Raw genomic sequence first — 16,687 nt, 5'->3', positions numbered from 1 at the left:
ACTATTATGAGCACACAAAAATTTGAAACAAACGCATTGCATGCCGGACACGATGTAACAAAAAATGCAGGAACCAGAGCAGTACCCATATATCAAACCAGTTCTTATGTTTTTAATAATTCAGAACATGCTGCCAATTTATTTAGCCTAACCGAAGCGGGCTTTATATACACCCGATTAAACAATCCTACTAATGACATTTTAGAGCAGCGATTGGCAGCCTTAGAAGGTGGAATTGGAGCTGTGGTTACGGCTTCAGGAACGGCAGCTATTGCAACAACACTTTTGGTTATACTAAAAGCTGGGGACCATATAGTAGCTTCAAGCAGTCTTTATGGTGGGACCTATAATCTATTGAAAGTTACGTTACCAAGATTAGGAATTACCACGACATTTGTAGATCCTACAGATCCATCTAATTTTACAAACGCAGCAAAACCAAATACTAAAGCCATTTTTGTCGAATCATTAGGTAATCCAAAACTAGACGTTCTAGATTTGAAAGCTATTTCTTCAGAGGCTAAATCTCTGAAAGTTCCTTTCATTGTTGATAATACAGTTGCCTCTCCGTATTTATTAAATCCAATCCAATATGGAGCAGATATTGTCATTCATTCCCTAACAAAATACATTTCCGGCAATGGAACTTCTCTTGGAGGTGTGATTATTGACGCAGGAAATTTTGATTGGGCGAATGGAAACTTCCCCGAATTCACAGAACCTTCAGCAGGTTATCACGGATTAGTGTATAATGAAGTATTGGGCAACGCGGCTTTTATTGCAAAAGTCAGAATAGAAGGTTTGCGCGATTATGGTGCGGCTCTAAGTCCATTCAATGCCTTTCAGATTATTCAGGGATTAGAAACTTTACCGCTCCGAATTATTAAACACAGTCAAAACGCATTGGCATTAGCACAATGGTTAGAACTTCAAGAAGAAGTGGCATGGGTTAATTATCCGGGTCTCAAAACAAGTAAATATTATGCATTAGCACAACAGTATTTACTAAAAGGACAAAGTGGAGTAGTGACTTTTGGATTAAAAGGAGGTTTTGAAGCCGCTAAAAAAGTAGCAGATGAAACCAAATTATTTTCACTATTGGCCAATATTGGAGACACTAAATCACTCATTATTCATCCCGCAAGTACTACGCATCAGCAATTATCTGATGAGGAACAAATTGCAACAGGGGTTTCTAAAGACTTAATTAGATTATCTGTAGGTTTAGAGGATATTGAAGATTTAAAGACAGATTTGAAAATTGCTTTTAGTAGTATCAAAGAACAACAAGTAATATAAAAATACATACTCTTTTTGGTTGAAAAGTGAGCCTTTGGTTTGGACATGCTTATTTTATGTGCATATGGGCCTAAGAATAAATTTAATGTCTTCAATCGCTTTAGTAAACAAATTATAACCTACTCCAAAGCTTCAGATCTTATATAAAAATGATTCGAAAATTGGTTGCTAGTAGGTCACAAAAAACCCTAAACATTATTAAAATGTTTAGGGTTTTTACTTTTATAATCTCTTTACAATGTCGCCATATCGATAACAAAACGGTAACGGACGTCGCCTTTTGTCATTCGGTCATACGCTTCATGCACATTTTTGATATCAATCATTTCAATTTCAGAAACAATTCCGTGTTCCGCACAGAAATCCAACATTTCCTGGGTTTCAGGTAAACCTCCTATTAATGAACCTGCAAGACTTCTTCGTCCTCCAATAAGACTAAAAGCGTGGATTTCATAAGGCGTTGGTGGTACTCCAACACAAATATGCACTCCGTTTACTCTTAATAAAGACAAATACAAATTCAAATCATGTGGTGCAGAAACCGTATCTAAAATAAAGTCAAAAGAACCCGCAACACTTGCCAATTGCTTTTCATCTTTAGTAACTATAAAATTATGAGCCCCTAATTTTCTGGCATCTGCCTCTTTGCTTGCGGATGTACTCAAAACGGTAACCTCAGCACCAAAAGCAACACCAAATTTTACTGCCATGTGACCTAAACCGCCAAGTCCTAAAACAGCTAATTTGTGTCCTTTTCCAACTTTCCAATGTCTCAATGGAGAATATGTTGTGATTCCGGCACACAATAAAGGTGCTACAGCAGCTAAAGACAATTTATCTGAAATATGCAGAACAAAATTTTCATGAACAACAATCGTATCCGAATACCCGCCGTAAGTAGGTGTTTTTCCATCTTGCCCTAAAGCATTATAGGTTCCTGTACTTCCATTTAGACAAAACTGTTCTAATCCTTCCTGACAGTTTTCACAAGTCCTGCAGGAATCGACTAAACAACCTGTTCCCGCTAAATCACCTACCTTAAATTTCTTTACGTGACTTCCTACTTTGACCACCTTCCCTACAATTTCATGTCCGGGAACCATCGGGTATATTGCTCCTCCCCAATCATCCTTTATTTGATGAAGATCACTGTGGCAAACACCGCAAAACTGAATATCAAATTGCACATCATGCGGTCCTAATTCTCTTCTTTCGAAATTCCATGGAGCTAAATCCGTTTTAGCATCCTGTACTGCATATCCCTTCGTTGGTATCATAATTTATAATTTTTTATAAAATTATGAAATTTATTCAAGCTTACATTTTAAACCTATTGCATAATTCCCACTTATTATTATTTTTCTATTAGTTGGAATAGTAAGCGCTGGCATCATTAATTATAAGTAGCATCAGATCAATATTAATTCATACTTCGCAGAATACCGCCACTGGCCTCTTTGATATACTGAATAAACATAAATGCTTTAGGATCTAGTTTTCTTATTTCTTCTTTAATTCGGAGTAGTTCGAGTCGGGTTACCACGGTGACAATAATATCACAATCTAATTTGACATCAAATTTGTCTGGTAAATAGCCTCTTTCTCCTTTGATAACGGTAATTCCTTTTCCAAATTTTTGGACAATCAATGATTTAATCAAGTCGCTTTTGGAAGAAATAATATGCAATGAAGTATATTGTTCTAAACCATGGGATATATAATCCAGAGATTTTACGGCTGAAAAATAAGTGACAATAGAATACAAAGCCGTAGAAATTCCAAAAGACCATGCAGCTGTAAGAAACAATAATGTATTCAATGCAAAAATAACTTCTGATACATTAAGCCCAATTTTTTTTGTAGTCAATAGCGCCAAGATTTCTACTCCATCAGCTGTAGAACCACTTCGGATGCACAAACCCATACCTAAACCAATAAGACAACCACCAAACAAAGCAATCAAAAGCGGATCTGAAGTCACGGGATCCACATCTAAAAAAGTCATACTGACAGCAATTAACAAGAAGGTCAAAAAACTCTGTAACGCAAATGTTTTACCTAACATTCGGTTTCCAATGACTAAAAAAGGAATATTAAACATTAATACCAAGACTCCAAAAGGCCATTTTGTAATTTCATGAACCAATATTGAAATCCCGATAATTCCACCATCCAAAAATTTATTTGGAATCATAAAACCTTTTAAAGCAAGGGTTATCAAGGCTACTCCTACTAAATTTAAACTAATATTTTTAAAACAAAATATTTTTTTCCAATTGATTGAATTTTGATCAGTAATCATAACGATCTATTTTAATTACTATTCTTTGGTTCTACTAAAGTAACAAATAAACTTCAATTTACTGACTAGTAATAACTTAGATATTTATTTGATTTATTTTTTTGTACATCTATTCTTAATTTTCTATTTTGGTATTCATAAAATAGTCTCATGCACAATTTTATTCCTGTCGGATTTCCATTTCATAATTTTATAAAAACAGATAATTATAGGAGTGATGCATGCATAGTAAACTGATGTTGATCTTGAAAAAAACATTAAATTTGATATTATAATCGGACCTCTAACTACTAAATATCAATATATTAATTACCGCTGCCTCATTCTATACTGGTCTATTTGTGTTACTATTTAATAAATTTTAAATATAATAATCATGGGCAAAAAAGTAGTAATCGCATTGACTGTTCAAGCCAGCAGTCTCTACGCAATGAGCAATCCATCACAGGAGGATATTGATAACGCTTGTTCCTTATCTGATGATAATGCAGGAAGATCTCCAAACGGAACTTTGAAAGACTTTTTATCTAACGTATACCTCAACCAAGATGTCAGATGGATTGGTGTGACAAATGACAAAGGCTATTCCGTTGCCATTGACAGTATTTTTAACGAACCGGAATCCCGAGATTTGAACTTTTTTGATGTTACTACCATTTACGGCTCTGGAGGAAGATCCGGAAACGCAGTTGCTAAGGTTAAAAATGATTCCAATTTGGTTCATAAACTCGACAAATACACTATCAGTTTTAGTGTTTATGCTGATGGAAATTCTTCTAAATCATTTCACATCGATCCAAAATTAGCTGCAAACCCATGATACTTTTGAGAGATTTTAAATATTTTGTCAAAATCTTATTTTCTGTATTTTTTATATTTTTCCAGTTCCTAAGTTCTTTTGCACAAAATCAAAAAGTGGCTGATAGTCTTGTGAAGATCTATCATAAAAATAGCCTGGCGAATTCTGAGAAATTAGAATTACTGAGAAATTTATCTTTTAATGAAGTTAATAATCTCGAATTGTCACTAAAATATGCCGATGAACTTATTGCGCTCTCTCAGTTAGAAAAAAACTATTTGTATCTACATCGCGGATATTACCAAAAAGGGAATAAAAATAGGCTCAGAGGCGATTTAGACAAAGCCTTAAACGCATTTTTCAAAAGTGTTGAAGCAGCAATCAAAGCTAAATTTATTATTGGCGAAGGCGTGGCTTACATGTCTATTGCTGATGTATATTCGATTATGGGGAATGCTGATAATGCCGAAATTTACTATAACAAATCAATCCATTTATTACGGAAAACCGATGATTCTATATCGTTAGCCAGTGCTTTATTAAATGCTGGAGACGAATATTCCAAAAACAAAAGATATAATTTAGCTTTGAAATATTTCAAAGAATCAAGTATCATTTTCGATAATGCCGATTATTTAATTGGCACTGCGTATAGTTTGGGTAATATTGGAATGGTACATGCAAAACTGGGCAACAATAATCTTGCAAAGGCCTACATTAGTAAAGCTGTAAAAATTCTGGAAAAATTAAAAGATTACTATGCCATTTCAGAATACCTATCCTACATGTCTGACATTTATTTAGCTTTAAATGATTGGGAAACTTCTCTCAGCTATGCTAAACGAAGTCTGAACTTGGCTCAAAAATATGGACTTAAAGAACAAATCAGCAATGCTAACCTGAAACTGTCACAACTGTATCAGAAAACCGGAAACATGGCGGCATCATTCTCATATTACAAGAATCATATTGCATACAGGGACAGCTTAACCAACCTAAAATCAATGCAACAAATGGCAGATATACGAACGAATTATGAAGTTTCACAAAAGCAAACTGAAGTCGATTTACTCGAAAAAGATTCGGAAATCCAGAAATTGAAAGATAAAAGACAACAAAACATCATATACATAACAGCAATTTCTTTATTCTTAGTTCTGGTAATCACAATCGGATTTTACCGACGCTATAAATTTGTAAAAAAAACGAACAGCATTATTGAAGAAGAAAAAAATCGTTCTAATAATCTATTGCTGAATATTTTGCCGGAAGAAACGGCTCTTGAATTAAAGAAAAACGGAAAAGTACAAGCTAAAAAATTCGAATCGGTGACGGTTTTATTTACTGATTTTGAAGGATTTACAAACTATGCTGAAAAACTGCCTCCCGAGAAACTAGTGGAAAGCATCGATTACTATTTCTCGGAATTTGATACCATTATGGAAAAATACAACCTTGAAAAGATAAAAACCGTTGGTGATGCTTATATGTGCGCAGGTGGTTTACCATTTCCAACTGGAGATCATGCTTATAAAATGACACTCGCAGCACTCGAAATTGCCCGTTTTGTGGACATATCCGAAGAATTAATTACGCAAAACCAAACTCATTTTAAAATAAGAATCGGCATTAATACTGGCCCTTTAGTAGCCGGAGTGGTTGGGATCAAGAAATTTTCGTATGACATTTGGGGCGATACCGTAAATATTGCTTCCCGTATGGAATCGAATTCGGAGCCAGGAAGAATTAATATTTCTGAACATACGTATCAGATTATCAAAAATGACTTTGATTGTGAATATAGAGGCGAGATTGAAGTCAAAAATAAAGGAATGATGAAAATGTATTTCGTCAACGATTCTATTACACAGTAAAATTAAATATTGGAAATGAAACACTTTTAGTTAATCTCTAAAGTATTTTTATCCTCTTAAGAAGTAAAATTCCATAAGCTAACGGTTTTTACTATCTTTAAAAAAAAATGATGAAATCACAATCCTATAAAAATCACATTCGCTATTATCCACCACATCATTTTGTTTATTATCCAATAATCATGACATTGCTGGCTTTCAGCATTTATTTTAGTTGCACCAGAGAAGATTCTTTAATTTGGATGTTTATCAGCGCTATTTTTGTGGTGCTTTTTTGTCTGGCTTTCATGCTGCGCCAGCATTATGCATTGACTTTGCAAAATCGAATCGTACGGTTGGAACTGAGGTATCGCTATTTTTCCATTACAGGAAAAAGACTGGAAGAATTTGAACATCAATTAAATGACGACCAACTATTTGCGTTACGTTTTGCCCCAGACGATGAATTTCCAGCGCTTACGCAAAGAACGTTGCATGAAAATCTTTCGGGAAAGGAAATCAAAAAAGCGATTCAGCACTGGAAAGGCGACTACGAAAGAGTTTAAATCTAAAATAATACTCTAATTTATCCTAGATAACGATTCAGATTTTTGTTTCTTTGTTCCGAAAAACAGCACTAAAAGCTGAATTTAAAACCCATAAATGGCAGAATATTTTCTAGATATTGAGTATAAGGACATCACGTACCAAGAGGAAGAAGTCAATTTCAAGGAATTTGAATGTTGTACGTTTACCAATTGTAATTTTTCTCAAAGTACTTTTGTAGCGGTTACTTTTATTGATTGCACCTTCGATGATTGTATTTTTAGCACTGCCAAAATTAATTATGTCGCCTTTAGAACCGTAACTTTCAATCGCTGTGAAATCAAAGATGTGAATTTTGCCATGTGCGATAAATTGATTTTTGAAATTGCTTTCAATGATTGTGTTTTGGATTTCTCCAAATTTTATACTTTAAAAATAAAAGGAACATCATTTACTAATTGCAGTATTATTGCGGTAGATTTTATGAGCACAGATTTGACCGAAGTCGTTTTTGAAAACTGCGATTTATACCGTTCTGAATTTGCAAAAGCAATTGCTAACAAAGCTGATTTCAAAACTAGCTACAACTACACTATTGACCCCAAAACAACAAAATTAAAAAAAGCTGTTTTTGCTTTAGAAGGTATAAAAGGATTACTTTACAAACATGAAATTATAGTAAAATAGTGCTTTAAGAAATTATTTTCCCATCTTCCATGGTAATAATCCTATTGGTTTTTTGGGCAAAATCAGTGTCGTGCGTAACTACCAGCAAAGTTTGATTTTTCTCCTGAGTTAATTTATTAAAAATATCAAAAACCAAGTCGCTGTTTTTCTTGTCTAAATTCCCTGTAGGCTCATCACCCATTATAATCAGTGGATCGTTTATCAAAGCACGAGCAATTGCCACACGCTGCTTTTGTCCGCCGCTCAATTGATTGGGCATTTTCAATGCCTGATCTTCCATGTTGAGTGTTCTTAAATGTTCCATGGCGCGATGCTCTAATTCTTTATCCGAAAATTTAGCTAACTTCATCCCCGGAAGCATTACATTTTTCAGCACATTATATTCTGCCAGTAAGTAATGAAACTGAAATACAAAACCTATTTTTTCATTTCTGATTAATGCCAATTCTTTGTCAGTTTTTCCCGTAACAAGTTCGTTATGAATCATTATCTGACCGTCATAATCTGTGTCCATCGTAGAAAGTAAATACAATAACGTCGATTTTCCACAGCCAGATTTCCCTACTATCGAAACAAACTCTCCGTGATTAACACGCATACTTATTTCTTTCAATACCTGAAATTTTACAGGATCGTAAAAATATTTACTTAGTCCAATTGTCTCTAAAACAGCATTATTTTCCATTTTTATTTCCCTCTGATGATTTCTACCGGATCTACTTTACTGGCTTTTAAAGCAGGAAAAAGTCCGGCAATGGTCGTTGTAAACAATGCAAAAGTAATTCCGATAATGTAAAATAACGGATTGTAATTAATAGGATAGGTTTTGACTGTAGGCAAAGAAGCCGTTTCAAACGGAATCACATCTATGATAGAAGAAAAAACATATCCAAACAGCAAGCCAAATAATCCTCCGACCAATCCAATAATTATAGATAACGAAACAAAAATCCATTTCACATCATTTCCTGAAAATCCCGTGGCCTTCAAGATCGCAATACTGTCCATTTTTTCATAAATCATCATGTTCAGAATATTATATATCCCAAAACCGGCAACAATCAGCAACACTACTCCAACGGAATAGGAAATGATACTTCGAACTGAGCTTCCTGTTTCAAACTGAGAATTTGCGGTTTGATAATCAATCGTATCTAGATTAAAGGTGTCCTGAAACTCTTTTGCAACAGCAGGCGCTGCAGTCATATCATACAAATTCAGCTGAATGTCCGTGATATAATTTGTAGGTTCTCCCAATATTTTTTGGGCTGTCGCCAAAGAGGTATAACTCATCACATTATCGATTTCAGCAATTCCAATTTCGGATATACCCACAATTTTAAGCGAAGCCAAATTCCCTTTAGAAGTCGTAATCTTGATGATATCTCCTTTGGTAAGCAACATTTTATCTGACAAACCTTTCCCGATAATAATACTGTTATTCTGAAGCAGGTCAGCTACTTTTCCTTCAATGATATAATCGCTGATTTTAAATAATTTATCTTCAGATAAAAAATCAATTCCATTAATTACCCCTGATATTTCAATGGTCCCCGAATTAAAAAAAACCGGTGAAGTCACCTTAGGCGCAACATCAATAACCCGCGGATCTTGTTTTAAAACAGCCAAAATGGTTTTACTGTTGTAAATGGATTTTCCTCGGTCTTTGGGTTTAATCGAACGAACAAAATTGGTGTTTTTTTTAAATTCCTCGGACAAGAGAACGGGTTGGTTTTCTGAAGGTTTTATTTCGTTGTACAGCAGTACATGAGGTGTTCTATTGAGCATTAAGCCATCCAGTAAATCATTCAAACCATTCATAAAACTAACCAAAGCAATAAACATAGCAATACTGAAAGTTACCCCAATAGCCGCAACAATAGTTTGCTTCAATCGCGCTCGGAGCAAATGCAATGCAATGTTTAAAATGAGTTTAAAGTTCATTACTGAGGTTTATAAATCGTTTCTTCGGCTGTTAAACCTGAAAGTATTTCCACTTTTTGATAATCGCTTAAACCCGTTTTTACTTCGCGTTTTTCGTATTTATTTACTAAAACATATTTGCCTTGTATTAAATATGCTTTTGGAATCGTAATGGCATTTTTCTTAATCTGAATGATAATATTGGCTTCGGCAGTAAGATTTGGGTAGAGTTTCTCAGGTGGTCTTACAAAATGTGCTTCGATTTTAAAAGTACGGGAACGTTCGTTCATTATTGGGTAAATTTTATCAATGACGGCATCAAAAACCTGCGCTTTATAACTGTCCATTGTCACCAATACTTTTTGTCCCGTTCTCACGCGAACCATATCATTTTCGTCGACTTCCAGTTCCAATAAAAATGAATTTTCCTGACCAATTATTGCCAAAGGAGTTTGCGGCGTAACTAATGTTCCTTCTTTTACCAGGACATCAAATAGTTTTCCTGAGAAGGCGCTTTTGACGCTAAAATCACTTTGGGATTTCTGGTTGATTTTTAGGTTGACAGAATTTCTGCTTTGATCATTCTTTAATTGGGCTTTGAGTTGTGCCAATTGTTTTTTAGCCGATTCGTAATTAATTTTGGAACTTTTATACGCTAATTCGACTCTTTCAAAATCAACTTCCGAAATTCCACCTTGATTCCTGATGTTTTTATTTCGGTTGTAAATGGATTCGTCCAGGGTCAATTTGTCTCTGCTTGATTGGACTTTCATTTCCATTTCGGCAATTTTATCCTGAATATAACGACTGCTTTCCAGACTTAATTGATACGCTAATCGAGCATTCTCTGTATTCAGTTCCGCTTTATCACTTTCCAATTCAAATAATGATTGCCCTTTACTGATGGATTGACCGGCGATAACATTTACTTTTTGCAGTGTACCATTTACGGTGGCAAAAACCGTGTACTGCCCATCCGCTTTTATAACTCCGGAGGCATACACCGTTTCTGTAACTTCTCCTACGGTTGGTTTAATTTCTTCTGTTTCATTTTTGGAACAAGAAAGCAGACTGAGCATTAACAAACAAAATTGTACTTGTAATTTCAAACTCATTTCATCTTATATTTATCTTTACAGAATGTTGTAATTTCTTTCTATAAATATACGACAATATCCATGTTGAAGCTACTTTCAGCACTGCAAAATTTGAAATTCTGACACTTTTTTTAAATAATAAAAAATTGAATTTCAATTTTTTAACTTATTAAAACCTTAAATTAAGAAATGATTTAAATAGTATTTTTGAAATGATATATTTTATGGGATTAAAAATTTTATGGGGTTAAAGAAAGGATTGTATTTTATCCGTGAATCGTTTCGTTTTTTCCATAATTAGCAATAACCGATTCTTCAAATTCTAACCATTCTCTCCAGCGTTGTTCTACATCAATTCCTACACCATATTTCCTTGCATAAGTAATAAAAGTCGTGTAATGCCCTGCTTCACTCTCCATCAAATCTCTATAAAAAACAGATAATTCTTCATCTTGAATATTCTCTGAAAGCACTTTGAAACGTTCACAACTTCTGGCTTCAATCATAGCTGAAAATAATAGACGTTCCACTAAGCTGGAAACCCGGCTTCCTTTGCTGCTTTTTTTCATATACAAATACAATTCATTCACATAATCATCTTTTCGCTCGCGACCTAATTTCAACCCGCGCTTGATGATTATATTATGAACTTGCTCAAAATGATCGATTTCTTCTTTGGCCAAAGCCAACAAATCCTTTACTAAGTCCTGATGTTCTGAATTATTTGTAATAATGGTAATCGCATTTGTAGCTGCTTTTTGTTCGCACCAAGCATGATCAGTCAAGATTTCCTCGATGTTTTTTTCTACAATATTAACCCATCTTGGATCGGTTGGTAATTTTAATCTTAGTACAGACATTGATAAATTTTGTTTAAAGTTTGCAAAAAGTTTAAGGTTTAAAGAAAAAGGTTTAAAATTAAAATTGAGAAAACAATGTAGCATTTAAATACCTAATAGTATTTAATAACTGTTGATTCCAAAACTTTAAACCTTAAACCTTAAACTCTAAAACAAAAAAATTAATATACGAAAATAGCTCTTTCGCTCATCATTTCGTTTACTTCATTAGCTACAGCCTCTATAACATCTTCGTTCGTGTGGTCCACTAAAACTCTGTCAATTAGGGCAACAATAGTTTCCATGTCTTCTTCGACAAGACCACGAGTGGTAATTGCTGCAGTTCCTACACGGATTCCTGAAGTTACAAATGGTGATTTATCATCAAATGGAACCATGTTTTTATTTACTGTAATTTCTGCTTTTACTAATGCATTCTCAGCATCTTTTCCAGAAATATTCTTATTTCTTAAATCAATCAACATCATGTGGTTATCTGTACCTCCTGAAATGATTTCATAGCCTCTTTTTACAAAAGCATCAGCCATAGCATTAGCGTTTTTTTGTAATTGTAAAGCATACGTAAAAAATTCATCTTTCAAAGCTTCACCAAATGCTACTGCTTTTGCAGCAATAATGTGCATTAATGGACCACCTTGATTTCCAGGAAAAACAGCCAAGTCTAATAAAGAAGACATCATTCTGATTTCTCCTTTAGGTGTAGTTAAACCAAATGGATTTTCGAAATCTTTACCCATCAAAATTAATCCTCCACGAGGACCACGTAATGTTTTGTGAGTTGTAGTTGTTACAATATGGCAATGCGGTAATGGATCGTTCATCAAACCCTTAGCAATAAGACCGGCAGGATGTGAAATATCAGCTAATAAAATAGCGCCAACACTGTCAGCAATTACTCTGAAACGTTCAAAATCCATATCACGAGAATAAGCTGAAGCTCCTGCGATAATTAATTTTGGTTGTTCTTTGGTAGCTATTTCTTGAATTTTATCATAATCTAATCTTCCAGTTTCTTTATCTACTCCGTAAAAAGAAGGAGTGTATAAACGTCCCGAAAAATTAACCGGTGAACCATGCGTTAAGTGTCCTCCATGAGACAAATCAAAACCTAAAATTTTATCACCTGGTTTGATACAAGCGTGGTAAACCGCTGTATTTGCTTGTGAGCCAGAATGTGGCTGTACATTTGCGTAAGCAGCACCAAATAATTCTTTGGCTCTGTCAATAGCAATTTGCTCCACGACATCAACTACCTCACAACCTCCGTAGTATCTTTTGCCAGGATATCCTTCCGCATATTTGTTAGTTAAAACAGAACCAGCTGCTTCCATTACTTCGTCACTTACGAAGTTTTCCGAAGCAATAAGTTCTAATCCGTGAATTTGTCTTTCTTGTTCTTCTAGAATAAGGTCAAAAATTTGTTCGTCGCGTTGCATTTTTTTGATTTTCGTTAATTTGATGCAAAAATACAAAAAAACGTTTGGTTAATAGTTAGATTATAATATATTTGATGAGTAATTTTTTAACAAAATAATTAACAAAATATGCCAATAACAGCTAACGATACCAATAGAAAATCATGGCTAGAAGTACCTGTCAACAGTGATTTTCCTATTCAAAACATTCCTTTTGGTGTATTTCTTACCAAAGAAAATATAGTAACCGTAGGAACCAGAATTGGAGATTTCGCCATTGATTTGGGTGCTTTACAACAATTAAATTACTTTGAAGGCATTGAACTGACGGACGATATGTTCATGCAGGACACTTTGAATGATTTTATATCTGATGGTCAAAAAACATGGCGTTTGGTTCGTAACCGAATTGCAGAGCTTTTTGATGTCAAAAATTCGAAATTACAAGATAATGCCAAAGATAGAGACATCATAATTTTCAAGATGGAAGATGTTGAAATGCAATTGCCAGTGCTTATTGGTGATTACACAGACTTCTATTCCAGTAAAGAGCATGCAACTAATGTAGGAAAAATGTTCCGTGACCCTGAAAATGCATTATTACCTAACTGGCTACACATTCCGGTGGGCTACCACGGCAGAAGTTCTACCATTGTTCCATCTGGAATTCCGGTTCACAGACCAATGGGACAAACGTTGCCAAATGGGGAAACTACTCCTGTTTTTGGCTCTTCTCGTTCTGTTGATTTTGAACTTGAAACTGCTTTTATCACCACGGATGTCAACATAATGGGTGAAAACATTCTTGTAACGGAAGCCGAAGATTATATTTTCGGAATGGTTTTATTGAATGACTGGAGCGCACGCGATATTCAAAAATGGGAATACGTGCCGTTAGGACCATTCTTAGCAAAGAATTTTGCTTCATCTATTTCACCTTGGATCGTGACTATGGATGCTTTGGAACCTTTTAGAACCAAAGGACCAAAACAAGAACCTACTCCACTTCCCTACTTACAACAAAAAGGTAAACATTCTTTTGATATAAATTTAGAAGTAGCAATTCAGCCTGAAAATGGCGAAGCAACAGTTATTTCTCATTCTAATTTCAAATACATGTATTGGACCATGAGCCAGCAATTAGCACATCATACCTCTAATGGTTGCCGTGTAAATTCTGGAGATATGATGGGATCGGGAACCATTTCAGGACCTACTCCTGACAGTTTTGGCTCAATGCTCGAATTGACTTGGGGCGGAAAAAATCCAATAAAATTGAAAGATGGTACGGAACGTAAATTCATCAACGATAATGATACTGTTATTATGAAAGGACATTGTCAAAACGGACATGTTCGCATTGGTTTTGGGGAGGTTTCCAGTAAATTACTGCCACCTTTCGTCAGAAAATAAAAAAATAAACACGCCTTTAAAAAACCTAACAATTGTACTATTTTTGTTAGGTTTTTTTATGGCATTATTTTTGGATTTTAATAATTTAAATCAATAAATCTGTTTGAAAAAAAAACAGCATTGCTATCAAAAAAATCATATACTCAATCGTAACGCTTATGAAAAAAATTACTCTTTTATTATCCTTTTTCGTCCTAATTTCCTCTTGTGGCGTAAAGCAAACCCAAAATTTATTAAGTTCCGGAAATTACGATCAGGCAATTGAAAATGCCGTATCCAATTTGCAAACCAATAAAGATAAAAAAGGCAAGCAAGATTATATTTATTTGGTAGAAGAAGCTTTCGCCAAAGCTAAAGAACGTGATTTGAACACAATAAATTTGTTGGCAAAAGATGCTAATCCAGCGCAATTGGAGAAGACTTACAATACGTATTTGCAATTGAATTCCCGTCAGGAAAAAATCAAACCCTTACTTCCTTTAAAACTGATTAAAGAAGGACGAAATGCGATTTTCCCATTTGATAATTATAACGATCAAATCATTAATAGCAAAAATGCCTTATCCATTTATTTATATGCTAATGCAAAAAAACTAATGGTAACATCAGACAAGATGAATTTCAGAAAGGCGTATGATGATTTGGATTATTTAAACCAGATAAATCCTAATTATAAAGATGTTTTGCGCTTGATGGATGATGCAAAATTCAAAGGTTCTGACTATGTTTCGGTTTACACTAAAAATGAAACGAACATGATTATTCCGGTTCGTCTTCAGAATGATTTATTAGATTTTAGCACGTACGGGCTCAACGATAAATGGACAGTTTATCATAGCAATAAACAAAAAGGAATCAGTTATGATTACGGAATGATGATTAATTTCCGAGAAATTTACATTTCGCCAGAGCAAATCAAAGAAAGAGAATTTGTAAAAGAACGCATCATTAAAGACGGTGTCAAAAAACTAATAGATGCTAATGGTAAAGAAGTGCTAGACGAAAAAGGAAAAGTAGTTATGGTCGACAACCTGAGAACAGTAGTGGCTCAAATTTACGAATTCAGACAATTTAAGTCTTGTCAAATTAGCGCTAAAATTGACTATATTAATTTAAAAACTAATCAATTATTACAATCTTTCCCAATAACAAGCGAATTTATTTTCGAAAATATCTATGCCACTTACAAAGGAGATCGACGCGCTTCTGACGATAATTACTATTCTTATTTTGACAGAAAACCAGTAGGTTTTCCTAACAGTGAACAAATGGTTTATGATACCGGAGAAGACTTAAAAGCTAAAATTAAAGATATTATAAGTCGAAATAAATTTAGAAACTAAAACTTTAAATTTAATTCCATTATGCAAAACTCCTTGATAATCATGTTGTCAAGGAGTTTTTTTATTTGCAAAAAAAATCAACAATACATTATAATTTTGTTACAAAACACAAAAGTAACCTTGTATAATAAAATTATGTGTACTTTTGCACCAATGAATAAAACAAGTTTACATATAACTTCTTTGTCACGGACAAACAGACCTACTACTTCTCCCGAAGTACGGATGCTATCCCTATAGTACCCAAAAGCTGTTTCGTTTTATTATTCATTTTTCATATTTCCGTTTTGAAATTAACCTTATTCCCCATTGGATTTTTACATCCAAAAAAAACTATTTATTTACCACTATTGCATTGTGGTTCAATTTATTGCACAACAATCAACAGGTTTGATATTGTAGTTAAATTTGGCAAAGAGATATTTCAATTACAAAATTACAAATCATTTTATAACTCAAAAATTCAGCTTTTGAAATGAATATTTCTATTATAACAACTCAGGAAGAACATTATAAATATTCGCAAGAAATATGCGAAACTATAGAATTATCCGCACTATTAAGAGGTACGGGAATTGCTAAGAGAACTCCTGAATACATCCAGAAAAAAATGGAAAGCAAAGATGCTGTCATTGCTTTAGATAATGGCAAATTTGCCGGTTTTTGCTATATCGAAAGTTGGCAGCACGGGAAATTTGTAGCACATTCCGGGTTGATTGTACATCCTGATTACAGAAACTTAGGTTTAGCCAAAAAAATCAAATCATTTGTTTTTGATTATTCATTAGAGAAATATCCAAATGCTAAGGTGTTTGGAATCACAACTGGTTTGGCTGTAATGAAAATCAACTCCGATTTAGGTTATAAACCTGTTCCGTTTTCAGAATTGACCAGCGATCCAAGTTTCTGGGCGGGCTGTAAAACCTGTACCAATTTTGAAATTTTGCAAAGCAAAGAAAATAAAATGTGCTTGTGTACCGGAATGCTCTATGACCCAACAGAAAAACCTAAAGATCCGACTAAACATCCATTTAATGTCAGAGTATTAAACAGATTAAAATTAATTAAAGAAGCCTTGTTCTTAAAAAAATAATCCCCTCCCCGGCCCTCCCCAAAGGGGAGGGAGCCAAGGAAAACAAAAAACAAAAAA

The 16,687-nt window shown here is 34.2% G+C and carries 15 protein-coding genes; 8 read left to right on the top strand and 7 right to left on the bottom strand.

The window, feature by feature from the left end; all coding sequences use genetic code 11:
- Positions 1-6 precede the first annotated feature (6 nt).
- Complete coding sequence (locus tag G7A72_RS00630) at positions 7-1,299, top strand: O-acetylhomoserine aminocarboxypropyltransferase/cysteine synthase family protein (protein WP_165151029.1); 1,293 nt, start codon at positions 7-9, stop codon at positions 1,297-1,299.
- A gap of 233 nt (positions 1,300-1,532) precedes the next feature.
- On the opposite strand, the gene G7A72_RS00625 is transcribed toward G7A72_RS00630, so the two are convergent.
- Complete coding sequence (locus G7A72_RS00625) at positions 1,533-2,576, bottom strand: NAD(P)-dependent alcohol dehydrogenase (protein WP_165151028.1); 1,044 nt, start codon at positions 2,574-2,576, stop codon at positions 1,533-1,535.
- A 143-nt stretch (positions 2,577-2,719) separates the two neighbouring features.
- Positions 2,720-3,601 carry a YitT family protein gene (locus tag G7A72_RS00620; protein ID WP_113665991.1) on the bottom strand — a complete coding sequence of 294 codons (882 nt, stop codon included), beginning with the start codon at positions 3,599-3,601 and terminating at the stop codon, positions 2,720-2,722.
- Positions 3,602-3,977: 376 nt separating this feature from the next.
- Here G7A72_RS00620 and G7A72_RS00615 point away from each other — a divergent pair, with 376 nt between their 5' ends.
- The 4 genes from G7A72_RS00615 to G7A72_RS00600 all read left to right on the top strand — a co-directional run bounded on the left by G7A72_RS00615 (position 3,978) and on the right by G7A72_RS00600 (position 7,486).
- On the top strand, positions 3,978-4,421 hold the full coding sequence (locus tag G7A72_RS00615) for a hypothetical protein (protein WP_165151027.1): 444 nt from the start codon (positions 3,978-3,980) through the stop codon (positions 4,419-4,421).
- Between the two features lie 95 nt (positions 4,422-4,516).
- Positions 4,517-6,274, top strand: coding sequence for an adenylate/guanylate cyclase domain-containing protein (locus tag G7A72_RS00610; protein ID WP_241258555.1), 1,758 nt, complete (start codon positions 4,517-4,519; stop codon positions 6,272-6,274).
- A gap of 110 nt (positions 6,275-6,384) precedes the next feature.
- Positions 6,385-6,819, top strand: a complete 435-nt coding sequence (locus G7A72_RS00605; protein WP_165153574.1) for a DUF6526 family protein — start codon at positions 6,385-6,387, stop codon at positions 6,817-6,819.
- Between the two features lie 97 nt (positions 6,820-6,916).
- Positions 6,917-7,486, top strand: a complete 570-nt coding sequence (locus tag G7A72_RS00600) for a pentapeptide repeat-containing protein (RefSeq protein WP_165151025.1) — start codon at positions 6,917-6,919, stop codon at positions 7,484-7,486.
- 4 nt (positions 7,487-7,490) lie between these two features.
- On the opposite strand, the gene G7A72_RS00595 is transcribed toward G7A72_RS00600, so the two are convergent.
- From G7A72_RS00595 to glyA, 5 genes are all read right to left on the bottom strand, one after another.
- The gene (locus G7A72_RS00595) at positions 7,491-8,171 is read right to left on the bottom strand and encodes an ABC transporter ATP-binding protein (RefSeq protein ID WP_165151024.1); all 681 of its coding nucleotides are present in this window, start codon (positions 8,169-8,171) and stop codon (positions 7,491-7,493) included.
- A 2-nt stretch (positions 8,172-8,173) separates the two neighbouring features.
- A complete protein-coding gene (locus tag G7A72_RS00590; RefSeq protein ID WP_165151023.1) occupies positions 8,174-9,430 on the bottom strand; it encodes an FtsX-like permease family protein in 1,257 nt (418 codons plus the stop codon).
- Complete coding sequence (locus G7A72_RS00585; RefSeq protein WP_165151022.1) at positions 9,430-10,524, bottom strand: efflux RND transporter periplasmic adaptor subunit; 1,095 nt, start codon at positions 10,522-10,524, stop codon at positions 9,430-9,432. Before G7A72_RS00585 ends, G7A72_RS00590 begins: the two co-directional genes overlap by 1 nt.
- 248 nt (positions 10,525-10,772) lie before the next feature.
- The gene (locus G7A72_RS00580) at positions 10,773-11,366 is read right to left on the bottom strand and encodes a tRNA-(ms[2]io[6]A)-hydroxylase (RefSeq protein ID WP_165151021.1); all 594 of its coding nucleotides are present in this window, start codon (positions 11,364-11,366) and stop codon (positions 10,773-10,775) included.
- Positions 11,367-11,527: 161 nt separating this feature from the next.
- Positions 11,528-12,802 (bottom strand): serine hydroxymethyltransferase, encoded by a 1,275-nt coding sequence (glyA, locus tag G7A72_RS00575; RefSeq protein ID WP_113665999.1) that lies wholly within the window; start codon positions 12,800-12,802, stop codon positions 11,528-11,530.
- 108 nt (positions 12,803-12,910) lie between these two features.
- Here glyA and fahA point away from each other — a divergent pair, with 108 nt between their 5' ends.
- The 3 genes from fahA (at position 12,911) to G7A72_RS00560 (ending at position 16,630) form a co-directional block, all read left to right on the top strand.
- Positions 12,911-14,194 (top strand): fumarylacetoacetase, encoded by a 1,284-nt coding sequence (gene fahA / locus G7A72_RS00570; RefSeq protein WP_113666000.1) that lies wholly within the window; start codon positions 12,911-12,913, stop codon positions 14,192-14,194.
- Positions 14,195-14,352: 158 nt separating this feature from the next.
- Entirely contained in the window at positions 14,353-15,537 is a 1,185-nt protein-coding gene (locus G7A72_RS00565) for a hypothetical protein (RefSeq protein WP_165151020.1), read from the top strand.
- 475 nt (positions 15,538-16,012) lie between these two features.
- Positions 16,013-16,630: a GNAT family N-acetyltransferase gene (locus G7A72_RS00560; protein WP_165151019.1), complete on the top strand. Its 618-nt coding sequence runs from the start codon at positions 16,013-16,015 to the stop codon at positions 16,628-16,630.
- Positions 16,631-16,687 lie beyond the last annotated feature (57 nt).

Origin of the sequence: Flavobacterium sp. Sr18 (assembly GCF_011064265.1) — a bacterium.
Taxonomy (GTDB): domain Bacteria; phylum Bacteroidota; class Bacteroidia; order Flavobacteriales; family Flavobacteriaceae; genus Flavobacterium; species Flavobacterium petrolei.
This window is presented reverse-complemented; position numbering and strand designations above follow the sequence as displayed.

Bases quoted from the DNA above. Each gene is read 5' to 3' on its own strand.
- G7A72_RS00620 (WP_113665991.1), bottom strand. From the start codon at position 3,601: ATGATTACTGATCAAAATTCAATCAATTGGAAAAAAATATTTTGTTTT.
- G7A72_RS00630 (WP_165151029.1), top strand. From the start codon at position 7: ATGAGCACACAAAAATTTGAAACAAACGCATTGCATGCCGGACACGAT.
- G7A72_RS00585 (WP_165151022.1), bottom strand. From the start codon at position 10,524: ATGAGTTTGAAATTACAAGTACAATTTTGTTTGTTAATGCTCAGTCTG.
- fahA (WP_113666000.1), top strand. From the start codon at position 12,911: ATGCCAATAACAGCTAACGATACCAATAGAAAATCATGGCTAGAAGTA.
- G7A72_RS00600 (WP_165151025.1), top strand. From the start codon at position 6,917: ATGGCAGAATATTTTCTAGATATTGAGTATAAGGACATCACGTACCAA.
- G7A72_RS00560 (WP_165151019.1), top strand. From the start codon at position 16,013: ATGAATATTTCTATTATAACAACTCAGGAAGAACATTATAAATATTCG.
- G7A72_RS00590 (WP_165151023.1), bottom strand. From the start codon at position 9,430: ATGAACTTTAAACTCATTTTAAACATTGCATTGCATTTGCTCCGAGCG.
- G7A72_RS00580 (WP_165151021.1), bottom strand. From the start codon at position 11,366: ATGTCTGTACTAAGATTAAAATTACCAACCGATCCAAGATGGGTTAAT.
- G7A72_RS00595 (WP_165151024.1), bottom strand. From the start codon at position 8,171: ATGGAAAATAATGCTGTTTTAGAGACAATTGGACTAAGTAAATATTTT.
- G7A72_RS00605 (WP_165153574.1), top strand. From the start codon at position 6,385: ATGAAATCACAATCCTATAAAAATCACATTCGCTATTATCCACCACAT.
- G7A72_RS00625 (WP_165151028.1), bottom strand. From the start codon at position 2,576: ATGATACCAACGAAGGGATATGCAGTACAGGATGCTAAAACGGATTTA.
- G7A72_RS00565 (WP_165151020.1), top strand. From the start codon at position 14,353: ATGAAAAAAATTACTCTTTTATTATCCTTTTTCGTCCTAATTTCCTCT.
- G7A72_RS00615 (WP_165151027.1), top strand. From the start codon at position 3,978: ATGGGCAAAAAAGTAGTAATCGCATTGACTGTTCAAGCCAGCAGTCTC.
- glyA (WP_113665999.1), bottom strand. From the start codon at position 12,802: ATGCAACGCGACGAACAAATTTTTGACCTTATTCTAGAAGAACAAGAA.